22 protein-coding genes are annotated in these 20,740 nt (G+C 71.0%); 15 read left to right on the top strand and 7 right to left on the bottom strand.

Annotation, left to right across the window (positions count from 1 at the left end; genetic code table 11):
* Nucleotides 1-137: 137 nt before the first annotated feature.
* The gene (locus ACZ4SA_RS29030) at nt 138-419 is read right to left on the bottom strand and encodes a hypothetical protein (protein WP_468280406.1); all 282 of its coding nucleotides are present in this window, start codon (nt 417-419) and stop codon (nt 138-140) included.
* A 107-nt stretch (nt 420-526) separates the two neighbouring features.
* On the opposite strand from ACZ4SA_RS29030, the gene ACZ4SA_RS29025 reads away from it, so the two are divergent.
* Complete coding sequence (locus ACZ4SA_RS29025) at nt 527-1,282, top strand: NUDIX hydrolase (RefSeq protein ID WP_468280403.1); 756 nt, start codon at nt 527-529, stop codon at nt 1,280-1,282.
* A gap of 1 nt (nt 1,283) precedes the next feature.
* Here ACZ4SA_RS29025 and ACZ4SA_RS29020 read toward each other — a convergent pair whose 3' ends face one another.
* Nucleotides 1,284-2,660, bottom strand: a complete 1,377-nt coding sequence (locus ACZ4SA_RS29020; RefSeq protein WP_468280400.1) for a hypothetical protein — start codon at nt 2,658-2,660, stop codon at nt 1,284-1,286.
* Nucleotides 2,661-2,875: 215 nt separating this feature from the next.
* Here ACZ4SA_RS29020 and ACZ4SA_RS29015 point away from each other — a divergent pair, with 215 nt between their 5' ends.
* The 8 genes from ACZ4SA_RS29015 to ACZ4SA_RS28980 all read left to right on the top strand — a co-directional run bounded on the left by ACZ4SA_RS29015 (nt 2,876) and on the right by ACZ4SA_RS28980 (nt 9,444).
* Entirely contained in the window at nt 2,876-3,667 is a 792-nt protein-coding gene (locus tag ACZ4SA_RS29015) for a 2-keto-4-pentenoate hydratase (protein WP_468280398.1), read from the top strand.
* 64 nt (nt 3,668-3,731) lie between these two features.
* The gene (locus ACZ4SA_RS29010) at nt 3,732-4,604 is read left to right on the top strand and encodes an acetaldehyde dehydrogenase (acetylating) (RefSeq protein ID WP_468280395.1); all 873 of its coding nucleotides are present in this window, start codon (nt 3,732-3,734) and stop codon (nt 4,602-4,604) included.
* An 11-nt stretch (nt 4,605-4,615) separates the two neighbouring features.
* Nucleotides 4,616-5,638: a 4-hydroxy-2-oxovalerate aldolase gene (gene dmpG / locus ACZ4SA_RS29005; protein ID WP_468280392.1), complete on the top strand. Its 1,023-nt coding sequence runs from the start codon at nt 4,616-4,618 to the stop codon at nt 5,636-5,638.
* Complete coding sequence (locus ACZ4SA_RS29000; protein WP_468280389.1) at nt 5,638-6,636, top strand: beta-ketoacyl-ACP synthase 3; 999 nt, start codon at nt 5,638-5,640, stop codon at nt 6,634-6,636. Before dmpG ends, ACZ4SA_RS29000 begins: the two co-directional genes overlap by 1 nt.
* 17 nt (nt 6,637-6,653) lie before the next feature.
* Nucleotides 6,654-6,884 carry an acyl carrier protein gene (locus tag ACZ4SA_RS28995; RefSeq protein WP_468280386.1) on the top strand — a complete coding sequence of 77 codons (231 nt, stop codon included), beginning with the start codon at nt 6,654-6,656 and terminating at the stop codon, nt 6,882-6,884.
* An 8-nt stretch (nt 6,885-6,892) separates the two neighbouring features.
* Complete coding sequence (locus ACZ4SA_RS28990; protein WP_468280383.1) at nt 6,893-7,738, top strand: HpcH/HpaI aldolase/citrate lyase family protein; 846 nt, start codon at nt 6,893-6,895, stop codon at nt 7,736-7,738.
* Nucleotides 7,735-8,265, top strand: a complete 531-nt coding sequence (locus ACZ4SA_RS28985) for a MaoC family dehydratase (RefSeq protein WP_468280381.1) — start codon at nt 7,735-7,737, stop codon at nt 8,263-8,265. Before ACZ4SA_RS28990 ends, ACZ4SA_RS28985 begins: the two co-directional genes overlap by 4 nt.
* 9 nt (nt 8,266-8,274) lie before the next feature.
* Nucleotides 8,275-9,444 carry a GNAT family N-acetyltransferase gene (locus ACZ4SA_RS28980; protein WP_468280379.1) on the top strand — a complete coding sequence of 390 codons (1,170 nt, stop codon included), beginning with the start codon at nt 8,275-8,277 and terminating at the stop codon, nt 9,442-9,444.
* A 212-nt stretch (nt 9,445-9,656) separates the two neighbouring features.
* Here ACZ4SA_RS28980 and ACZ4SA_RS28975 read toward each other — a convergent pair whose 3' ends face one another.
* The 3 genes from ACZ4SA_RS28975 to ACZ4SA_RS28965 are packed head-to-tail and all read right to left on the bottom strand — an operon-like array spanning nt 9,657 to nt 11,822.
* Nucleotides 9,657-10,532, bottom strand: coding sequence for an NmrA/HSCARG family protein (locus ACZ4SA_RS28975; RefSeq protein WP_468280377.1), 876 nt, complete (start codon nt 10,530-10,532; stop codon nt 9,657-9,659).
* Nucleotides 10,529-11,386, bottom strand: a complete 858-nt coding sequence (locus tag ACZ4SA_RS28970; RefSeq protein WP_468280374.1) for an SDR family oxidoreductase — start codon at nt 11,384-11,386, stop codon at nt 10,529-10,531. The genes ACZ4SA_RS28975 and ACZ4SA_RS28970 overlap by 4 nt, the downstream gene beginning before the upstream one ends.
* Nucleotide 11,387: 1 nt before the next feature.
* Nucleotides 11,388-11,822 carry an ester cyclase gene (locus ACZ4SA_RS28965; protein WP_005321817.1) on the bottom strand — a complete coding sequence of 145 codons (435 nt, stop codon included), beginning with the start codon at nt 11,820-11,822 and terminating at the stop codon, nt 11,388-11,390.
* Nucleotides 11,823-12,011: 189 nt separating this feature from the next.
* Between ACZ4SA_RS28965 and ACZ4SA_RS28960 the strand changes: the two genes are divergently transcribed.
* Nucleotides 12,012-12,875, top strand: a complete 864-nt coding sequence (locus ACZ4SA_RS28960) for a class I SAM-dependent methyltransferase (RefSeq protein WP_468280371.1) — start codon at nt 12,012-12,014, stop codon at nt 12,873-12,875.
* Nucleotides 12,876-12,951: 76 nt separating this feature from the next.
* On the opposite strand, the gene ACZ4SA_RS28955 is transcribed toward ACZ4SA_RS28960, so the two are convergent.
* Together ACZ4SA_RS28955 and ACZ4SA_RS28950 are read right to left on the bottom strand one after the other, a co-directional pair.
* Complete coding sequence (locus ACZ4SA_RS28955; protein ID WP_468280368.1) at nt 12,952-13,722, bottom strand: SDR family NAD(P)-dependent oxidoreductase; 771 nt, start codon at nt 13,720-13,722, stop codon at nt 12,952-12,954.
* A 7-nt stretch (nt 13,723-13,729) separates the two neighbouring features.
* Nucleotides 13,730-14,806 carry a serine hydrolase domain-containing protein gene (locus tag ACZ4SA_RS28950; protein ID WP_468280365.1) on the bottom strand — a complete coding sequence of 359 codons (1,077 nt, stop codon included), beginning with the start codon at nt 14,804-14,806 and terminating at the stop codon, nt 13,730-13,732.
* Between the two features lie 313 nt (nt 14,807-15,119).
* Here ACZ4SA_RS28950 and ACZ4SA_RS28945 point away from each other — a divergent pair, with 313 nt between their 5' ends.
* From ACZ4SA_RS28945 to ACZ4SA_RS28925, 5 genes are all read left to right on the top strand, one after another.
* Nucleotides 15,120-16,733, top strand: coding sequence for a class I adenylate-forming enzyme family protein (locus tag ACZ4SA_RS28945; protein WP_468280362.1), 1,614 nt, complete (start codon nt 15,120-15,122; stop codon nt 16,731-16,733).
* Nucleotides 16,734-16,791: 58 nt separating this feature from the next.
* On the top strand, nt 16,792-17,103 hold the full coding sequence (locus ACZ4SA_RS28940; RefSeq protein WP_468280359.1) for an antibiotic biosynthesis monooxygenase family protein: 312 nt from the start codon (nt 16,792-16,794) through the stop codon (nt 17,101-17,103).
* Nucleotides 17,093-18,874: an FAD-dependent oxidoreductase gene (locus ACZ4SA_RS28935; RefSeq protein ID WP_468280357.1), complete on the top strand. Its 1,782-nt coding sequence runs from the start codon at nt 17,093-17,095 to the stop codon at nt 18,872-18,874. Before ACZ4SA_RS28940 ends, ACZ4SA_RS28935 begins: the two co-directional genes overlap by 11 nt.
* A complete protein-coding gene (fabG, locus tag ACZ4SA_RS28930) occupies nt 18,871-19,692 on the top strand; it encodes a 3-oxoacyl-ACP reductase FabG (RefSeq protein ID WP_468280354.1) in 822 nt (273 codons plus the stop codon). The genes ACZ4SA_RS28935 and fabG overlap by 4 nt, the downstream gene beginning before the upstream one ends.
* An 80-nt stretch (nt 19,693-19,772) precedes the next feature.
* Complete coding sequence (locus ACZ4SA_RS28925) at nt 19,773-20,729, top strand: aromatase/cyclase (RefSeq protein ID WP_468280352.1); 957 nt, start codon at nt 19,773-19,775, stop codon at nt 20,727-20,729.
* Nucleotides 20,730-20,740: the final 11 nt, after the last annotated feature.

Genomic DNA, 20,740 nt, shown 5'->3' with positions numbered 1-20,740 from the left:
CGACACCCACCCCATACGACAACGTCGGCTCCCAAGACCACAACCAGGTCTTGGGAGCCGACGTCACGCACGGGCCCGAATTAACCAACAGCGTCCGCTGACGCGGTCCGGGCCTTCGCGGCGAAGGCAGTGGTCGGTCAGACGTCCTGGGCGGGCAGGAGCGCCTCCGCCCGCTGCCTCAGCTCCTGGACCTCGGGCACATGCCGGTACCGGTCCAGCCTGACGTGCATGTCGTTCGTGGCTTCCGTGATCTTCACGGACCGGATGCCCTCCGCGCAGTCCAAAAACGCCGTCCACGTGGACAGCGCCGCGTCGAGGTCGCCTTGCCGAAGTTGAACCTGACCCAGGTCGGCGAGGACGATCGCCCGGCTGCGACGACGGGCGAGCCCGTGGATCTCCAGCGCCTGGTGCAAGTGCACCGTCGCACCGTTCATATCGCCGAGTCGGCCCCCTCCTCCGTAGCCGGAGGACGTGCGGTCCCTCCCGAGGAGATCCAGGCGATCGGGACGGGCTCTACGATGAGCCGGTGCCTGAGACGTTGCCTCCCGTGGGTCTGGACTTTTTCGATGTTGAACGGCTTCATCTGGCGGAGGTTGAAGCGCCACCGCTGTCACCCGAGGACGAATCAGCCAGAAACCGTGTGTGGGACAAGGCCGTCACGGCCAACCCGGCCCTCTTCGACGGGCCGGTGGTGGCGTGCGCTGGACTGCGGTGGAGCGGCCCGCGCACCCTGACTCTCTCCTGGGTACGGGTGACCTACCGGCACTACGCCCTGCGCCGGGTTCCGGGCGCCACCGCGCTGCCGTCGCTGTTCGTGAACGTTGTCCAGCCGACCGACGACGGTCGCGTACTGGTGGCGAGGATGTCGTCGTCCACCGCGGCCCCGGGCCGCTGGCAGTTGCCGGGAGGTTCCGTAGAGCCGCCTCACGACGGCGAAGCCCTGGATGAGGCCGCCCTGGGCGGCCAGGCGGCGCGGGAGCTGGTCGAGGAGATGGGAATCGACACATCCCCTGACGCCTTGCGGCTGTGGGCTGTTACCCGCGGGGAGAACAGCAGCATCGGTCTGACCTACCTTGCCCCGGCCCTGCGGGAGTCGGTGCTGCGTGAGGGATTCGCCGCTGCGGCGAGGGCGGAGCGCGCCCAAGGCCGTGAACCCGAACTCGACGAGATCGTGCTGGTGCGCTCCCCGGACGAGGTGGCCGGCCTGGTCGGCCCGCACGCGGACTACCTGGCGCCGGTCGTTCGCCGGTACACGCGGGTGCTGCTTCACCGCGACGCCTGACTCAGCCGCTGGTGAGGAAGTCGCGAGCACGTTCGTCGAGTTCGGCCGCGCAGCGCAGGCCGCGGGCCCGGAAGCGGGCCAGATCGCCCCGCATACGGCTGACGGCCTTACGGGTGCGGACCGAGCGGACGCCCTCCATGTGGTCGATCGCCCGGTGCCAGGTGGCGCACGCCTGCTCGATGCCGCCGCGCTTGAGGTGCATTTCGGCGCCCGCGACCAGGTCGAGAGCGACGATCCGGGCGTAGGTCCCGGCCGGGCGGGCGGTGGCGGCGAGGGCGTACTGTTTGGCGGCGGCCCGGTGATCGCCCAGGGTCTCGTGAACCTTGGCCGTGCGGGAGTAGACGGAGGCTGCCGGCGGGCCCCAGGTCAGAGCCCAGAACTCGACTTCATCGCCGGGGGCTGTGGCCAGCAGGGTGCGGGCCCGTTCGGCCTCCGCGAGGGCGCTACGGCGCTTGCCGATCTTGGCGAGGGTGTGCGCGTGGACCACACGAAACAGGGCTTCGGTTTCGGCGTCGACCCGCCCCTTGGCCCGGTTCAGGCCCGTTTCCGCGAGTGCCTGGCAGTGTTCTGGGCGGTGGAGTTTGAGGCCCTGCATGGCCATGGTGCGCATCACGAACCCGTCCTGCCCGGGGATGCCGGATTCGGCGGCCAGCCCGTATGACTGGAGGTAGTAGCGCTGGGCGAGTCCTTGTTGGCCGGCGTCGTAGCTCTTCCAGCCGAGGAGGTGCACGCCGCGGCTGGCAGCCGAAAGCATCTGCCGGCGGACCTCGTCGGTGCGGAAGCGGGCCCGGCACAGCAGGGCGACGTCGTCGCGGAGGTACGTGACCAGGGCGCTGCGGCCGTGTTGTCCGCCATGGCGCTCGTCCATCTCGGAGAAGGCGCGGATCATGTCGCGGACGGCGGCGACCTCGGCCATGCCGACGGTGTGGCCGGTGCGGGCCGAGGCGGTGCGGGCGGCGATCTCGTTGACATGGGAGAGCGGCAGGCCGGCGGCGGCCACGGAGTAGGCGGAGGCCGTCAGGAAGCGGCGGCGGTCCAATTCGTACCTCCACATCGGCAGCAGCGCGTCGAGCGGGTCGTCCCCGATGGACAGCCCGATGGTGTCATTCTCCGCTTCGCCCGCGGCGGCGGGGAGGCCGAGGTCGGAGAGGGTCAGGAGACGGCCCAGGCGCCGGGACAGGGCGACGGCAAGGTAGCGGCCGGTGTCCCCCCGGGGAGTTGCTCCGGCGATCCAGTGCTCCACGGCGCTCTTGTTGGTCTGCAAGGCGGCGCCGCATTCGGCGGCGACCGCCCGCACTGCCTTGGCCAAGGCTTCGTAGGTGAGGCCGGACTCGGCGACGAGGTCACGGAGTAGCTGGTTCGGCGTGCGCGTGGTCATGAGTACCTGCCCGTGTATACCCGATATACCGCTTGGCCTGCCCGCCACCGTACCGCCGTGCGCTTACCGCGGGTTGACTCTTCATCAGGCCAGGACGCCTTGGGTGCTCGTCACAGCCGAGGCCCGAACCCGGCGGCCTGCAGGCGGCGCGCCGCTCCGGATCTACTCGTGCCCATTCTTCGACAAGCGCACAGATGCCTTTGGGAGGGATCTCCTTGGATGAGCAGCAAGTTCCGTGGATCAACGACGAGGCGGCAGCCCTGTTGGCCGCAGAGCGCGACCGGATTCCGGTGGCTTCACTGACCGAGCGCCGGGGCGGCCTGGCCCTTGAAGACGCCTACCGGGTCCAGGCGTCGGCGGTCGAGCGGCGGATCGCGGGCGGGGCCCGCGTCATCGGTCACAAGGCGGGGCTGACCTCCAAGGCCATGCAGGAACAGATGGGCGTCGACGAGCCGGATTCTGGCATCTTGCTGGACAGCATGGTGCTGCCCAGCGGCAGCAGCCTGGCCCGGAGCGAATTCATGCAGCCGCGAGTAGAGGCTGAGATCGCCTTCCGGCTCGGCCGCGACCTGGCGGGCCCGGACATCGGCCTGAAAGCCGTCCAGAGAGCCGTGGCCGAGGTGTTCCTGGCCTTGGAAGTGATCGACACCCGGTTCACCGGCTGGCAGATCACCGTGGCGGACAGCATCGCGGACAACGCATCCTGCGCACGCGTCGTCACCGGCCCCGTGGCCCCGTTCGAACCGGACATGGATCTGGCCGCTGAGGTGCTGGTGGTGAGCGTGGATGGCACGGCCGTGGCCACAGGCGAGGGCCGGGCGGTGCTCGAAGACCCGTTCCGTGCACTGGTCTGGCTCGCGCACCGGCTGGCCCGCTTCGGCACCGGTCTGAAGGCGGGGGACCTGGTCCTGGCCGGGGCGGTGCACGCCAGCCTCCCCCTGGAAAGGGCATCGACGGTGCGGGCTCACTCGGCGCATCTGCCCCCGGTGGAGCTCCGCGTCGCCTGACCCCTAGCGGCCGAGGGCGGCCGGGTCGCCATCACGTACGTCATCCACGAAGAAGGGACAGCCCATGGCTGCTGACGAACGACGCACGAGCGTCGCGGTGCTTGGCGCGGGATTGATCGGGATCGACCTGGCCGACAAGGTCGGGAGGTCGGAGAGCCTGGACCTGCGCCTGGTGGTGGGCCGCACCCGGGAGAGTCTGGGACTTGCGCGGGCGGCCGACATGGGGTGCGCGACGGCCTCCGGCGGAATCGCCGCGCTGATGGAGTCCGGCCCTTTCGATGTGGTCTTCGATGCCTCGAACGCCGAAGTCCACGCCGATCACTGGGCGGCTTTGCGCGAGACCGGTACGACGCTGATCGACCTCACCCCCACGCAGCTTGGAACGGTCGTCGTCCCCACTGTCAACGGAGGCCAGGCAGCCGCACATCGCCACATCAACCTGGTCAGCTGCGGCGGCCAGGCGGCCATCCCGGTTCTACACGCCATGGCCCGGCACTGCACCCCGACCTATATCGAGGTGGTTTCCACTGGGGCGAGCGCGAGCGCGGGCCGTGCCACCCGGCTCAACCTCGATCAGTACATCGCCACCACCCAGGCCGCGATCCGCTCCTTCACCGGCGCTCACGAGGTGAAGGTGATGGTCAATCTCAGCCCCGCGCGGCCGTCACCGCCGTTCCGGGTGGTCATGACCGTATTGGCGCCCGATCTCCACCCCGGCCCGGTCAGTGCTGCCGTCACAGCTGTTGCCGAGGAAGTCCGGGCGTTCGCGCCCGGGTTCGCGGTGAACTCCGTCGAGGTGCAGGACGGCCGGATCTCGGTCGCGGTGGAGGTGACCGCCACCGGCGGCCGCATCCCCAGGTACGCCGGAAATCTCGACATCATCAACGGCGCCGCCGTGCTGCTCGCCGAGCAGCACGGCGCCGCCCCGTCCCGGTGAAGGAACCTGCCATGGACGTATCCACCAGCGGCCGGCGGCCCCAAGTGCTGATTTACGACCCTACTCTCCGCGATGGCCACCACGCTGTGGGCCATCAACTCGACACCGACCAGCTGCACGCGTACGCCGAAGCGGCCAACGCCGCCGGGGTACCAGTAGTAGAGGTCGGCCACGGCAACGGCCTCGGTGCCAGCAGTCTTCAGATCGGGCGGGCGAAGCTCCCCGACGCCTCGATGCTGAAGGTCGTCCGCGAAGCCCTCACCGACTCCAGGATGGGCGTCTTCATGGCCCCCGGCTGGGGCACCGCGGACGACCTGCACGCCGCCGTGGCGCATGGGGCGGACGTGGTGCGGATCGCCGCGCACTGCACCGAGGCCGACGTGACCGAACGCCACCTCGGCGTCGTTCGCGAGCGCGGGGCCGAGGCCCAGGGCGTCCTGCTCATGAGCCACATGGCCAGCACCGGTCAGCTGGCCGAACAGTGCGCCCAACTCGCCGAGTTCGGCGCTCAGGCAGTGGGAATCATGGACTCCGCGGGCTACTACCTCCCGGCCGACGTGGTCGAACGCGTCCACGCCATCGCTGGAGCGGTCGACGTGCCCGTTATCTTCCACGGACACAACAACCTATCCCTGGCGGTGGCGAACTCCATCGTCGCGATCGAGGCCGGAGCCTCCATCATCGACGCCACCGCACGTGGTTTCGGCGCCGGCGCCGGGAACACCCAGCTCGAAGTCCTCGTGGCGGTACTGGAACGACGGGGCTTCGACACCGGAATCGGGCTGCGCGAGGTCCTGCACGCGGCGGACGTGGCCGAAGAGCGGCTGATGAAGGCCCAGCCGGTCATCGACTCGGTCAGCCTCATCAGCGGCCTGGCCGGGGTGTTCTCCGGCTTCAAGCAGCAGGTGCTGGCCACCGCCCGGCGTGAGGGCGTCGACCCGCTCGATCTGTTCCTTGCGCTTGGCGAGCGGCAGGTGATCGCGGGCCAGGAGGACCTCATCGCCGACGTCGCCCGGCAGCTGAAGGGGGCCTGATGAGAACTCTCGACGCACGCGGCACGGCCGGGCCGGGCGATCGGGCCGCCGTCCTGTGCGGCATTGGGGCAGCCCTGCCGCAGATGGCCGTCTCCAACACCGCTCTCACCGCGCGGCTGGACACGACGGACGAGTGGATCCGTACCCGTACCGGCATCGTCCAGCGGCGCATCGCCGGCACCGACCTGGCCACCGCAGACCTTGCGGTCCACGCCGCCGCGGAGGCCCTGGCCCACTCCTCACCCGTGCCGGTGCAGGCGTTGGTGCTGGCCACGACCACTCCGGATCGGTGCTGCCCCGCCACCGCGCCCGCCGTGGCCGCCCGGCTCGGCCTGACCGGCATCCCGGCGTTCGATCTCGCGGCGGGCTGCACTGGCTTCCTCTACGCCCTGGCGGCGGCGGCAGGATTCGTCGCCGCCGCCACCGCGGAGGCCGTCCTCGTCATCGGCGCGGACCGGCTCGCCTCCCTCCCGGATCCCGGCGACCGTACAACCGTCCCCCTGTTCGGGGACGGAGCAGGCGCTGTAGTCCTGCGGCGCGGCACCGCGGAAGAGACCGGGGCGCTCGGGCCGGTACTGCTCGGCAGCGACGGCATACACGCCGACCTGATCCGGGCCCAACACCCCGGCGCTCTGCGGATGGAAGGCGCGGAGGTCTTCCGTCACGCCGTCGATCGCATGTCCGCCGCCTCCCGCCAGGCCGCAGCGGCGACCGGCTGGACCGTGGCCGACGTCGACCGCCTCGTGCCGCACCAGGCCAACGCCCGGATAACGGGCTTCACAGCCCGCCAGCTCGGCATCCCCGATGACCGCCGGCTCAACAACGTCGAGCACGTGGGGAACACCGGCGCCGCCTCCATCCCCCTCCTGCTGGCGCAGGCCGCCGCCGACGGGCGTCTCAAACCAGGGCACCGTCTCCTACTCACCGCGTTCGGCGCCGGGCTGACCTGGGGTGCCACCACCGTCATCTGGCCCGACCTGGCCCCCTGCCCCAGGTGATCGAAGGAACTTTCCTCATGACCTGTGATCTCGCAACCATCCTGCGCGACGACCTCAAGTTGCCCGCCGACCAACTGACCCCGGACGCGAGCCTCGACGGAGCGGGCTTCGACTCGCTCGCGATCGTCGAGCTGTCTGTTCTGCTCGGCGACCGCTACGGCATCGACATCAGCGATGCCGAGATCAAGAGCGCCGCCACCCTCGACCAGCTTGACCTCCTTGTCCAGCGCAAGTGCGACGAAAGGTGAGCACTGCCATGGAACCCCAAAGCAGCAGCCGCGGACGGGCCTGGATCATTACCCCGGCCCTGACACCCGAACGGTTCGCCACCGCGCAGATCTCCGGTGCCGGGGTCGCCCTCGTCGACATCGAGGACTCCATCGCCATCCCGGACAAGCAGCGCGCCCGCACCACGGCAGAGAAGTTCTTCGAGGGCCCAGGCACCCGGTGCACGCTGGGCATCCGCATGAACTCACCCCTCACCCTGGAGGGGGCCAAAGACCTCGTAGCCGTGGCCGCCTACACGGCCAAGCCCGACCTCATCCTCGTCCCCAAGACCGAGTCCGCCCGAGACATCGAGCTCGTGGCCGGCGTCCTGGACACCGAGGGATACACCCCCGACATCTGGGCCCTGATCGAGACGCCCCGCGCCTTCGACAGGCTTCCGGCCATCCTGAAAGCGCCCCGGCTCGGCGGCGTGGTCTTCGGATCGGCCGACTACGCCGCAACCATCCGCTGCGGTCTGGGCTGGGACGCCCTGATCTACCCCCGTTCTGCCCTAATCAACGCCGCGACCGCAGCCGGCATCCCCGCGATCGACGCGCCGGTCTACGAAGTGAACTCCCCCGACGCACTGCGCCACGAAGCCGAGAAGGCCAAGGAACTCGGCTTCCACGGCAAGGGGGCCATCCACCCCCGCCAGGCGGCCGTCATCAACGAGGTGTTCATGCCCTCCGAGGACGAGATCGCCCGCGCCCGGGTGATCGTCGCCGCCGGCGAGAAGAGCGGCAACGGCGTGACCTCCGTGAACGGACAGATGGTCGGCACTCCCTTCTTCGCCGCCGCGCGGGCCCTCGTTGCCGAAGTGGACGGAACGACATGAACCACGCCCTCCCACACGGCTACCGCCGCATCGCCCAGGACCGCATCCGGGAGAACGTCGGCCTCGGCTACGACGAGCTCATCCCCGGCCTGGTCATCGAGCACCGGCCCGGCCGGACGCTCACCGAACTCGACAACCTGATGGGCACCGCACTGTCCGGCAACCCCGCACCTATCCACACCGACGTCCACTACAGCCGCCAGACCCAATGGGGCCTGCTCCTCGTGTGCGGCGGCGTCACGCTGAACCTCCTCGCCGGCATGACCGTCCGCAGCACCAGCGGCATGACCGTCGCCAATCTCGCACTCGACGAGGTCCGCTTCGAAGCTCCCGTCTTCGTCGGCGACACGCTGTACGCGCAGACGGAAGTCGTCTCCCGCAGGCTCTCCGAGAGCCGCCCTGGCACCGGGATCGTCGTGTGCCGTACCTCCGGCCACAACCAGGCAGGCACGCGCGTGCTGACCTTCACCCGGACCTTCTTCGTCCCCACCGACCCCGACGCCGTCCGGGACGCCACCAACTACTAGAAGGCGATCATGCGCGAACTGACCTTCGCCCCGGCCGACGATGGCCGGTGGCATCAGTACGACGAGCTGGCTACCCGCAGCTACGGCCACCGGGTCGGCGACATCACCGACCTCCGCGAACACGCCGACCTCCAGGTCGCGATCCGCGACGGCCGCGTGGTCGCCGGCGGCCTCGGCTTCGTCATCGACCAGTTCTTCGGCGGCTCTCCAGTACCCAGCGCCTGCCTCGGCGCCGGATGCGTCGCCCCAGAGGAACGCGGCCAGCAACTGGGCGCTCGCATGACGGCCGAGCGGCTGCGGCCCCTTCGGGAGCAGGGAGCGGTGATCTCCGCAAACTCCACATCCTCGAACGGCTACGCCCGCCGGCTCGGCTGGGAGGCTCCGGTGCAGGTATTCGCCTGGACGGTCGCCACAGACGATCTCAAGAGGTCGTTCACCGGCGACGACTTCGAGATCGAGCACGGCCTCACCGCAGACGCCCAGACCCTCCAGCGGCACCTCGCCAGGCAGTGGAACGGCCCACTGCTCCGACCCGCCTGGTGGTCCCCCTGGAAACAGAACAAGAGCGCCCTGACCACGTACCGCTTCAACAGGCCCGGCCACCCCACAGCCGGAGTGCTGTCACTGGCCACCAACCGGCGCGAGCGTCACGGCATGAGCCTCGGCGTCCACGACTTCTGGGCCGCGTGCCAGCCCACCGCCGCAGCCATGCTCGCGTTCCTCGGCCGCCACAACACCCGCGCCGAAACCATCGAATTCCGCCGCGGGGCCCTGCCGCCCTACCCCGCCCTGCTGCACAGCCTCCACCACTACCGGCCCATCGCCGAGTCCTGGCACCCCTGGATGCTGCGCATCCTCGACATCCCCGAAGCCATCCGACTCCGCGGCTGGCCCGCCGACATCACCACAGCCGTACCGATCGAGATCGAGAGCGAGACCGGCGACTCCTGGGACCGCTGGATGTTCCAGGTGAAAGCCGGAGCAGCCGAGATCACCCCCACCAACGTCGAAGGACAGGTGACCTTCACCCGGCGCCAGCTCGCGGTCTGGTACGCCGGTGGCTACCGGTCCGCCACTTCGGCCCGCATGACCGGAGTCCATGCCACGTCGCAGAAGGCGCTCACGGCCCTTGTCCGCAGCACGGCAGACCTCGAACCCTGGCTGCCCGATCACTTTTAGCGGCGGCGGCGCTCGCAGTCGTCAGGCGACACCCAGTGGGGGACCGCGATGTCCTCCACGCGTTCTCCCACCCGCGGCATCGACACCCACCCCATAGGACAACGTCGGCTCCCAGTACCACAACCAGGTCTTGGGAGCCGACGTCACGCACGGACTCGAATTGGCCAGCAGCGTCCGCCGGCACGGTCCGGGCCCATCCGCCGTGCGGCGCCTCAGAGGTCCAGCGACTTCAGGTACGCCGCGAACGACAAAAGCCCCGGGTGCTCGGCGCGCAGCGCCGCGATGTCCGCCCGGTAGCCGTGCTCCTGGAACCACTCGAACATCAGCGAGATCTCCGGCGCGTTGGGGATGTACGGATGGTTCGCCACCGCGTCCAGCGGCAGTTCCTCGAACCTGGCCGGCATGCCCGTCCGCGCGGCGAACGCCTCGGCGACCTCGTTCGCGCTCAGCTCGTCGCCCGCCAGCTCCACCGACCGGCCCAGATACTTGGCGGGCTGCTCGAAGGCCTCGGCGGCGAAGAAGCCGATGTCCTCCACGGCGACGAACTGCACCCGGGTGTCCGGCTTCAGCGCCAGCTGCACCACCAGCGTCCCGTCCACGTGTCGCGGGCCGTGCGCGGCGAAGTTGTCCATGAAGAACGACGGACGCAGCACCGTCACCGGCACACCCAGCTCCTGCAGGTACCGCTCGATGTGCCGCTTCGACTCGAAGTGCGGTACCCCGCTGTGCCGTTCCGCGCCGCCCACCGAGCTGTACACCACGTGCGCCACGCCGGCCGCCTTCGCCGCCCGCGCCACCGCACGGCCCTGGCGGACCTCGCCGCCCAGCCCCTTGGGGGTCATGAACGTCTGCACGGAGAACACGCCGTGCACGCCCTCCATGGCGGAGCGCAGCGACGCCTCGTCGTCCAGGTCGCCGCGCACCAGCCTCACCCCGAGGTCCGCCAGCGCGCGGGCCGCCTGTGCGTCCGGGTCGCGCACCAGCGCCGCCACCGTGCGCCCGCGGCGCACGAGCTCGCGCGCGGTGGCCCCGCCCTGCAGGCCCGTCGCACCGGTCACCAGGATCGTGCCGTCGATCGCCGCGGTCATACCGCCACCTCCTGGGCGGCGAACAGCGCAGCGTTGGCACCGGCCCACTGCCGGTAGGTGCGCGGCTCGCGGCCCGTCAGCTCCCGCACGGCACTCGTGGGCTTCGCCCACGGCACCTCGGGGCTGTGCAGCGCGGCCACATTGGTCACCGCGGCCGGGCGGTCGCCGGTGATGCCCGCGAAGACGTCCACGACCTCCTCCTGGGGCGCCACGGAGAAGTCCAGCTCCCTGCCGAGCACCTCGCCCAGGATGCGGGCCTGCTCCTTGGAGGTGAGCACCTCGGAGCCGGTGAGCACATACGCCCTGCCGCGGTGACGCTCGTCGGTGAGCGCGGCGACCGCGGCGGAGGCGATGTCGTACTCGTCGATCGGCGCACCGGGGTTGTTGCCGATCCAGCAGCGCACCGCGCCGCGCTCGCGCACGGTCTTGATCCACCACGAGGTGTTGGCGTGGAAGGGGCCCGGACGCAGGAACGTCGTGGCGACACCGCTGCCCGTGATGGCCTCCTCGGCGGCCCGGTGCTCGTCCGCGATGCCGTGCGCAACCGGGTGCAGCACGCTCGCCGACGACAGGAACACCAGGTGCTCCACGTCCGACGCGGCGGCGGCCGCGGCGATGTTGCGGGCCTCGCCGGCCACATCGCCGGACAGCACCACCAGCGCGGAGGTGACGCCCTGGAAGGCTGTGGCCAGTGACGCGGCGTCGGCCGGGCTGCCCGCCACGACCTCCACACCGCCGGGCAGATGTGCCTCCTCGGGGGTGCGGCTGAGTGCCCGCACCCGCCGGCCCGCGGCGGCGAGCTGCGTAGCGGCCTCCCGGCCCACCTTGCCGGTCGCTCCGGTGACGAGGATCATGTCAGTCCCTCCAGCCGTTGGGCTCCGGCCACGGCGATCCGAGCTGGCGGTAGGTGCCCTGGTAGTCCGGCCAGTCCCGGTGGTCGCGGATCTTGCCGTCGACCAGGCGGATCAGATGGATCTGCTCACCCGAGAAACGGCGGCCGGTCGGCGCCATGCCCACCAGGTTGCCCACATGCCGGCCGTACAGGACGAGATTGGCGCGCACCCAGTCGCCGCGCTCCTCGATGAGGACCTCCTCCAGGTACGCCTCCTCGGAGAACGTCATCTTCAGCCACTTCACGGCCATCGCGAACGAGTCGGGACCGCGCAGGTCCATGTGCTCCATCGTCGCCGGATTCAGATAATCCGGGTGGATGAATTCCGCGACGTCATCGGTCTTTCCCGTGTTGTACGCCTCCACCATGCGGCGTACCGCCGCTATATGACTGCTCATCGCATTTCCCTTTCACGCGGGGGCTGGCAAATTCGGGGCACTGGCGATCAGTGTGCGGTGGCGAAATAAGCCGGGCAAGCAGCGAATTGCGACCGTCGACCGGCTCTCGAACCGTCCTCCACCACGGCCCGTGGAACGCGCCGCAGCATGAGCCGAGCATCCCCATCGCCACCACCTCGGAGCTGACTCGTGGACACCGCGACCACCTACAAGACGAAAGTCACCGCCGCCTTCAACGGGGCCGCGGCGACCTACGACCGGCTCGGGGTCGAGTTCTTCACCCCCATGGGCCGCCGGCTCGTGCAGCGCGCGGAGCCCCGGCCCGGGCAGCGTGTGCTCGACGTCGGCTGCGGCCTGGGCGCCACCCTGCTGCCCGCCGCCACCCAGATCGGCCCGGGCGGACACGCGCTCGGCATCGACATCGCGGAGGCGATGATCGACCAGGCCGGCCGCGAGGCCGAGCGCCAGGGCATCGGCAACGTCGAACTGCGCGTGATGGACGGCGAACACCCCGACCTGCCCGCCCGCTCCTTCGACCTCGTCCTCGGCAGCTACAGCGTGATCTTCCTGCCCGACGCCCGCGCCGCCCTCGCCCGCTACGCCGGCCTGCTGGGCGACGGCGGCCGGATCGCCTTCACCAGCCCCGTCTTCAGCCGCGACACCTTCCCCTTCCTGCCGCCGCTGTTCAGCCGCTGGATCCCCATGTCGCTGCTGCGGCACCTGCCGCCCGCCTGGCACCCCGAGCAGCTCCACCGGCAGCTGCACTCCTGGCTGGAGGACCCCGCCGACCTCGAAGCCGCCCTCCACCAGGCCGGTTTCCAGGCCGTCGACATCGCCGACGAGAGCGTCGAGATGACCGCCGCGAGCGGCGAGGCCTGGGTCGACTGGTCGCACACCCAGGGCATGCGGCTGCTGTGGCAGCATCTGCCGGCCGACGAGGCCGCCGCCCTGCGCACCCGCCTGATCACCGAACTCGACGCGCTGCGCGAGCAGGACGGCCTGATCCGCATCGACGTCCCCGTCCGCTACGTCACCGCCACCGTCGCCCGCTGACCTCGGCATCGCGCACATACGGCTGCGGCCCCCGGGAGTCTCCCCGGGGGCCGCGGTCCTGTGCACGCGGACCCTCTCAGGTGACCGACAGCGCGCCGTCCACCGCAACGACCGTGCCGTTGGCGTACGCGGCCTCCGGCCGGGCCAACTGCACGATCCACCAGGCGATGTCGTCCGGCCGGCCGACCCGGCCCGACGGAATGCGCTCCGCCATCTGCGCCAGGAACGCCTCGTAGGCCTGTGCCGGCATCCCGGCCCGCACGCCCACACCGGTGTCCACGACACCGGGCGCGACACCGACCGACCGGATCCCGCGCGGCGCGAGCTCGACCGCCCAGGTGCGGGTCAGGAAGTCGAGCGCCGCCTTCGCCATCCCGTACACGGAGTTCTCCGGCCAGGCGCGCAGGCCCAGCGAACCCGCCGAGCTGACGTTCACCACCACACCGCCCGTGGCCTCGAGCGCATCCAGCGCCCGCTGGGTCAGGAACAGCGGGGCGAGCAGGTTCGTGCCCAACTGGGCACGGACCGAGTCCCGCTCGAGACCCTCGAGCCCGCAGAAGGAGGTGACGGCCGCATTGTTCACCAGCACATCAAGCCGGCCGAATTTCTCGAGCGCCGTTTCGACAATGACATCCGGGGCGTCACGGTCGTGAATGTCGGCGGCCAGCACGTGAATCCGCTCATGACCGTCCGCGGTTTCCTTCAGCGTCGGTTCACTGCGCCCCACGACAAGGACGTGCGCACCGTCGTCGGCGAAAGCGCGGGCGGTCGCCGCGCCGATTCCCGTGCCCCCGCCGGTGACGACGACGGCTTTCTCCACTGCCCCGGCGGGCGTCGGATGCGTCATCAGCGCCTCACGAGCACAGCGCGGTGTTCACACCGCGGATGACGGCCTGCTCGGCCTCCGGGCCGAAGTCCTTGTCGCCGATCGTGAACGACAGCTGCACCCGGGCGGACCGGTCGCGGGTGGTGGCCGCGAACGTGGCATAGCCGGGGATGCCGGCGCCATGGCCCCACAGGTCCAGGTCGTCGTCGTTCTCCAGCTTCATGATGCCCAGCCCGTAGCCGATGCCCATCGGCAGGTTCTCGATCATCTCGGGCGGCAGCGGGGTGGTCATCTCGGTGAACTCCGGCTCGTTCAAAAGCTCCCCGCCGAACAGCGCGCAGAAGAACCGGTCCAGGTCCGCGGTCGTGGAGATGATCTCACCCGCGCAGCCCGCCTCCGACGGGTTCATCAGCGTCACGTCGACCGGCTCGCCGCCGATCTGCATGTAGCCGCGGGCGTGCGGGCCGGGGATGTTCGGGTCGTCGCCCGGCAGCGTCGTCTCCGACAGACCCAGCGGCTCGAGCACCCGCTCGGTGATCTCCTCGCGGTACGAGCGGCCGGTGATCTTCTTGATGAGCAGGCCGACGATGAAGTAGTTCGTGTTGCAGTACGCGAACTTCGTACCCGGCTCGAACTCCAGCGGCTTGGCGGCCGCGATCGCGATCAGGTCCTCGGGCTCGTAGTGCTTGTAGCGGTCGCGCAGGAAACGGTCGCCCGGCTTCTGGAACGAGTCCATGTAGTTGTACAGGCCGCTGGTGTGCTGCATCAGATTCCGGATGGTGATCTTCTCGCCGTACGGCAGCAGACCCGGCAGGTAGCTCTCGACCGTCCGGTCCAGCTCGAGGCGCCCCTCGGCGACCAGCTGCAGCACCACCACGGCCACGAACGGCTTGGTGATGCACGAGATGCGGAAACGGCCGTCCTCGGGCACCGGCCGGTCCGAGCCCAGCTCCGCGATGCCGGAGGTGACGACGAACGAGTTGTCCCCCCGGGCGACCCGGAACTGCACGCCGCCGGCCCCGGCCTCAACCAGCCGGTCCGCCGCGCCCTGCACGGCCTGCTGCAGGGCCGAGACCCCCGGCCGGTCGATCGTCGTCTGCGTCATCGGTGAAACCCCCATCGGGTGACGATTCGGTCCAACGCAGGGCTCGGGAAGCGACCCAGGTCCGTGCGCAGGCAGTTGAGTAACGCGGCCCAACGTGGCCGCCTCCGATGGAGGCGCACCCGCATACCGCTGGAGCCGTACGCGCCCCCGGCGGCCCACCACGGCGCCCGGGGCCGGCACTCCGCGCCCCGCCGAGAGCCCGCCGAGAGCCCGTCGAGCGGACTTCCACGGTTTCTCGAGCACGGCCGCACAGCGTGGCACCCGACACCCGATCGGCCAGCCAGCGCAAAGCCACCCGGAGGAGGCCCCCGCCGTGCCGCGATTCATCCATCCGGAACTGCCCCTGGACGCGCTGCTGCGCCGGGCCGCCGTCCGGGACCCCGACGGCACCGCACTGACCTGCGGGCAGCAGACGCTCACCTACGCCGAACTCGACGCCCGCGCCGACCGCGTCGCCCACTACCTCCAGCACGCCACGGGCCGCCGCGGCGCCACCGTCGGCGTCGCCAACACCCTCGACCCGGCCTTCGCCGCCGCCTACTACGGCACCAGCCGCAGCGGCCACACCATCGCCCTGGTCAACCCGCTCGTGGGGGAGGGGGCGCTGCATCACGTGTTCACCGCCGCCGCGATCGAGATCGCGTTCGTGCCCTCGGCCACCGCCGAACTGCTCACCAAGATGCGCGAGCGGCTGCCGAAACTGCACACCGTCGTCGTCACCGACGCCGACGACGGCGTCGTCCCCGCCGACGCGCTGCCCCTGCACGTCGCCCTCGACGGTGTCCCCGACGGCCCGGCAGGCCTCGGCGCCGCACCCGCCGACCTCGACGCGGTCGTGTGCGTGCAGTTCACCACCGGCACCACCGGCCGCCCCAAAGGCGTGCGGCTCACCCATCGCAACCTGGTCGCCAACGCGGCACAGATCGCCCTCGCCCACCACCTCACACCGGCGTCCGTGACCCTCAACCACCTGCCGCTGTTCCATGTGATGCACCTCAACTCGGCGGTGTACGCGGGCGCTTCACAGGTGCTGTGCCAAGGCGGCGACCCCATCGCCTCCCTCGCCCTGGCCGCCCGCACCGGCGCCACCCACTACTACGGGCTGCCCGCCCGCCTGCACCGGCTCGCCGCCGACCCGCGGCTGAGAGCACACCGCGAGGGCATCCCCGCCTCCGAGCGGCTGACGGCCGTCATGTCCGGCGGCACCGCCCTCGCGCCCGCCGCCGCCCGCACACTCCAGGAGGCCCTCGGCGTCCCCGTCATCCAGGGCTACGGAATGGCCGAACTCTCCCCGCTCTGCCACAACCAGAGCATCGAGGACCACTCCCGCAAGGGAGCCGTCGGCCGCCCCCTGCCCGGCACCGAGAGCCGCATCGTCGGCCTCGACTCGCGCGAGGTGGTCGACGTGTGGGCCACCGGCGAGGTCCAGGTCCGCGGCCCGCAGGTGATGGCCGGCTACCTCGACGACGACGAACCCTCACCGATCGACGCCGACGGCTGGTTCTCCACCGGCGACATCGGCTACGAGGACGCCGACGGCGTCCTGTACCTCGTCGACCGGCTCGGCGACGTCTTCAAGTACGACAACGAACTCGTCTCGCCGACCGCCGTCGAACGCATCCTCGCCGACGACCCGCGCGTCGCCGAATGCGTCGTCGTCGGCTGGCCCGACGCCGTGCACGGCGCCGTCGTATGGGCCGGCATCGTGCTGCGCGAGACACCCGGCCCCCCGCGGCACGCCGCGCACGCCGTCCTGGACGTCCTCGACTCGATCACCGAGAAGGCCAACTCCCGCCTCGCCCACTTCGAACGCATCCGCCGCGTCGAAGCCCTCGACGCCGTCCCGCGCACCCCCACCGGCAAACCCCGCCGCCAGGAACTGCGCCGCCGGCTGCGCACCCGCGCCGCCGCGGAAGCCGCCGCCTGACCGCCGGCCCGCCCGTCCCGCTCGTTTCTTCCGTATCCCTGTCGCAGGAGGCAGACCCATGGTGACCTTCGTCAACAAGCTGACCGTGCACGGCGACCACGACGCCTTCCTGGCCGTCCGCGCCAAGCTCACCGCCTACATGTCCGCCCAGCCCGGCTACATCAGCCACCAGAACCTGCGCGCCCTCGGCTCCGAGAACGTGCACCTGGAGATCGCCGTGTGGAACAGCGCCGCCGACCACCGCGCCGCAGTCAGCAGCGACGGCTTCGCCGCCATCGTCGCCGACCTCAAGCCGCTGGTGACCGCGGAGCCGGCCATGTACGTCGACGAGAACGCCGACACCCCGCTGGAGGCGGCCGGTGTCCGATGACCTGCGGCCCCACGTCCTGGTCGCCGGCGCCGGCCCCGTCGGCCTGACAGCCGCCCACGAACTGGCCCGCCGGGGGCTCGCCGTACGCCTCGTCGACGCCGCCCCGGGCCCCGCCCGCACCAGCAGGGCCGTCGCCGTCCACCCGCGCACCCTGGAAACCCTCGACCAGATGGGCACCGTCGGCCCCGTCATCGACAGCGGCCGCAAGAACCGGGCGTTCACCATGTTCGCTTCGGGCCGCCGCCTGGTGCGCCTGGACGCGGACTACAGCAGCATGCCGACCCGCCACCCCTACACCGTGATCATCGAGCAGACCCGGACCGAGGCCGTCCTGCGCGAGGCCGTCGCCCGGCTCGGCGTCGAGATCGAATGGGGCGTACGCCTGACCGGCTTCGAGCAGGACCGGAGCACGGTACGAGCAACCCTGCGGCACGCCGACGGCACCGAGGAGACCTGCGAGACACCCTGGCTCGTGGGCTGCGACGGCGGCCACAGCGCCGTACGCAAACAGCTCGGCCTGCCGCTGATCGGCGAGAGCCGCGACACCTGGATCCTCGCCGACGCTCCCGTACGCACCGACCTCGAACCCGACAGCATCTACTGGGTCCACACCGGCAAACAGGCCCTGATGATGGTGCCCTACGCCCGCACCGGCCACTGGCGGCTGCTGGACACCGCCCCCGCCACCGCGGACGCTGCCGGCGCCGCCGGCCGCTTCGCCGCCCGCCTCACCGCCGGCCTCGGCCACCAAGTCCACGTCGGCGACCCCGAGTGGACCTCCGTGTTCACCTTCCAGCAGCGCATGGTTCCCCGCATGCACGACGGCCGCGTCTTCGTCGCCGGCGACGCCGCCCATGTGCACAGCCCCGCCTCCGGACAGGGCATGAACACCGGCATCCAGGAGGCGTACAACCTCGCCTGGAAACTCGCCATGGTCCACCACGGCCACGCCCCCGCACAGCTCCTGGACACCTACAGCACCGAACGCGTCCCCATCGGCAAGGCACTCCTCGGCTCCACCCGCACCGCCACCTTCCTCGTGGCGTTCAAGAACGCCCTCGCCCCCCTCGCCCTGCCCGCCGTCTTCACCCTCGTACGCGCCGTGCCGGCGCTGCGCCGCGCCATCCAGCGCAAGGTCCTCGGCGGCATGTCCGGGCTGCGCATCGACTACGCCACCAGCCCGCTGACCACCGGCGCCGGACCCGAACCCGTCCCGGTCGCGGCCCCCGTCGCCGCACCCGTCTTCGTGCCCCGGCGCCGCCACGTGCCCGCCCCCGGCGAACGCGCCGCCACCGCCACCGCCCACCGGCCCGACTCGCCCGGCCCCCGCGCCCTTGCCGCCGAACTGCGCGACGTGCGCTGGACCCTGCTCGTGGCACCCGGCGCACACGACGCCACCGGCACCCCCGTACGCACCGCCACCGACGCGGCCGCCCGCCACGGCGCCTGGCTGTCCGTCCGCACCGTCGGCGACACCCGCACCCCCGGCCCCCGCCCGCTGCCCGACCCCGACGGCGCGCTGCGCCGTGCCCTGGGCCTTGCGGCCGGCGCCTGGGCCCTGATCCGCCCCGACGGCTACCTCGCCGCCCACGGCGGCCTGCTCACCCCCCGCGCCCTCGACGAGGCGCTGCGCCCCCTTTCCCCGACACCCGGACAGCCGCCCCACAGCGCGCCTGAGGCCGTCCTCGAGCGGGCCTCTTCCGGCCGTCGAGCGGACCGGGACAACCTCGACACCACCGTCGGCGCACCGCAGAAGGAGGCGACCCGATGAGAGCACAGCCGGCACCGTCGGCACAGCCCGCACGGCCGCCGGCACCCTCGCCGGTCGCCCTGGTCACCGGCGCCACCAGCGGCATCGGCCTCGCCGTGGCCCGCGACCTCGGCCGCCGGGGACACCACGTCTTCATCTGCGCCCGCACCGCACTGGAGGTCAAACAGACCGTCGAGGACCTGCGCGAGGAAGGCCTGGAGGCCGAAGGCGTCGCCGCCGACGTGCGCAGCCGCGAGTCCGTCGCCACCCTGGTCCGCACCGCCGTGGACACCTACGGGCCCGTCACCGTCCTCGTCAACAACGTCGGACGCAGCGGCGGCGGCCCGACCGCCGACATCGCCGACGACCTCTGGTACGACGTCATCGACACCAACCTCAACAGCGTCTTCCTGCTGACCCGCGAAGTCCTCAAGCACGGCGGCCTCGCCGACGCCCCCTGGGGCCGCATCATCAACATCGCCTCCACCGCGGGCAAACAGGGCGTCCTGCTCGGCGCCCCCTACACCGCCTCCAAACACGGCGTCGTCGGCTTCACCAAAGCCCTCGGCAAGGAACTCGCCCCCGCCGGCATCACCGTCAACGCCGTCTGCCCCGGCTACGTCGAGACCCCGCTGGCCGAACGGGTCCGCCAGGGCTACGCCGCCGCCTGGGACACCACCGAGGAGTACGTACAGGAGCAGTTCGAGGCCAAGATCCCCCTCGGCCGCTACACCACCCCCGAAGAGGTCGCCGCCCTCGTCGGCTACCTCACCACCGAACACGCCGCCTCCATCACCGCCCAGGCCCTCAACGTCTGCGGCGGCCTGGGCAACTTCTGACCCCGCCGCCCGGGAACACCCCGCCCGGGCAACCCGCCCCCCGACCCGTGAACAGTGACCTTTCCGAAAGAGGATGAGAGATGTCCGCTGAGCGAGTGCACGCAACGACGCACGAGGTGAACGTGGCCGCGCCCGCCGGCGTGGTCTACGGCCTGATCTCCGACGCCGTCCAGTGGCCGCTGTTCTTCCCGCCCAACGTCCACGTCGAGCGGCTCGAGTTCGACGGCGCCAGCGAGCGCCTGCGCATGTGGGCCACCGCCAACGGACAGGTCAAGTCCTGGACCTCCCGCCGCGTCCTCGACCCCGAACAGCGCCGCGTCGAGTTCCGCCAGGAACTGCCCGCCACCCCGGTCCAGTCCATGGGCGGCACCTGGATCGTCGACTCCCTGGGCGCGGGCCGCTCCAAGCTGACCCTGCTGCACGACTTCACCGTCGCCGACGACGCCCCCGACGACGTCGCCTGGGTCGAGCGCGCCACCGACACCAACAGCCGCGCCGAACTCGCCAACCTGCAGCAGCTCGCCGAACGCTGGTCCCAGCTCGACGACCTCGTCCTGTCCTTCGAGGACTCCGTCCGCGTCAACGGCCCCGCCGAACTCGTCTACGACTTCCTCTACCGCGTCGCCGACTGGCCCGAACTCGTCCCGCACGTCTCCCGCCTGGACCTCACAGAGGACCAGCCCGGCGTGCAGATCATGGCCATGGACACCGTCACCTCCGACGGCTCCACCCACACCACCGAGTCCGTGCGCGTCTGCTTCCCGCACGCCGGCCGCATCGTCTACAAGCAGACCGCCACCCCGCTGCTCATGTCCGCCCACACCGGCGAATGGTCCCTCGTCCCCGACGAGACGGGCGTCACCGTCACCTCCCAGCACAGCGTCGTGCTGCGCCCGGAGAACATCGAGTCCGTCCTCGGCGCGGACGCCGACGTGCACAGCGCCCGCCGCTACGTGCGCGACGCGCTCGGCCGCAACAGCTCCGCCACCCTCAACCTCGCCAAGAAGCACGCGGAAAGCGCGGTCCGGGTTCTTTGACTCCTCCCCTC

The sequence above is a fragment of the Streptomyces sp. NPDC027962 genome (assembly GCF_055566095.1).
The sequence above is the reverse complement of the archived record's forward strand: the minus strand, read 5'-3'. Positions and strand labels throughout refer to the sequence as shown.

What these genes read in the sequence shown, in the direction of transcription:
- ACZ4SA_RS29020 (WP_468280400.1), bottom strand. Translation starts at nt 2,660, where the DNA reads ATGACCACGCGCACGCCGAACCAGCTACTCCGTGACCTCGTCGCCGAG.
- ACZ4SA_RS29010 (WP_468280395.1), top strand. Translation starts at nt 3,732, where the DNA reads ATGGCTGCTGACGAACGACGCACGAGCGTCGCGGTGCTTGGCGCGGGA.
- dmpG (WP_468280392.1), top strand. Translation starts at nt 4,616, where the DNA reads ATGGACGTATCCACCAGCGGCCGGCGGCCCCAAGTGCTGATTTACGAC.
- ACZ4SA_RS29000 (WP_468280389.1), top strand. Translation starts at nt 5,638, where the DNA reads ATGAGAACTCTCGACGCACGCGGCACGGCCGGGCCGGGCGATCGGGCC.
- ACZ4SA_RS28995 (WP_468280386.1), top strand. Translation starts at nt 6,654, where the DNA reads ATGACCTGTGATCTCGCAACCATCCTGCGCGACGACCTCAAGTTGCCC.
- ACZ4SA_RS28990 (WP_468280383.1), top strand. Translation starts at nt 6,893, where the DNA reads ATGGAACCCCAAAGCAGCAGCCGCGGACGGGCCTGGATCATTACCCCG.
- ACZ4SA_RS28985 (WP_468280381.1), top strand. Translation starts at nt 7,735, where the DNA reads ATGAACCACGCCCTCCCACACGGCTACCGCCGCATCGCCCAGGACCGC.
- ACZ4SA_RS28980 (WP_468280379.1), top strand. Translation starts at nt 8,275, where the DNA reads ATGCGCGAACTGACCTTCGCCCCGGCCGACGATGGCCGGTGGCATCAG.
- ACZ4SA_RS28975 (WP_468280377.1), bottom strand. Translation starts at nt 10,532, where the DNA reads ATGACCGCGGCGATCGACGGCACGATCCTGGTGACCGGTGCGACGGGC.
- ACZ4SA_RS28970 (WP_468280374.1), bottom strand. Translation starts at nt 11,386, where the DNA reads ATGATCCTCGTCACCGGAGCGACCGGCAAGGTGGGCCGGGAGGCCGCT.
- ACZ4SA_RS28965 (WP_005321817.1), bottom strand. Translation starts at nt 11,822, where the DNA reads ATGAGCAGTCATATAGCGGCGGTACGCCGCATGGTGGAGGCGTACAAC.
- ACZ4SA_RS28955 (WP_468280368.1), bottom strand. Translation starts at nt 13,722, where the DNA reads ATGACGCATCCGACGCCCGCCGGGGCAGTGGAGAAAGCCGTCGTCGTC.
- ACZ4SA_RS28950 (WP_468280365.1), bottom strand. Translation starts at nt 14,806, where the DNA reads ATGACGCAGACGACGATCGACCGGCCGGGGGTCTCGGCCCTGCAGCAG.
- ACZ4SA_RS28940 (WP_468280359.1), top strand. Translation starts at nt 16,792, where the DNA reads ATGGTGACCTTCGTCAACAAGCTGACCGTGCACGGCGACCACGACGCC.
- fabG (WP_468280354.1), top strand. Translation starts at nt 18,871, where the DNA reads ATGAGAGCACAGCCGGCACCGTCGGCACAGCCCGCACGGCCGCCGGCA.
- ACZ4SA_RS28925 (WP_468280352.1), top strand. Translation starts at nt 19,773, where the DNA reads ATGTCCGCTGAGCGAGTGCACGCAACGACGCACGAGGTGAACGTGGCC.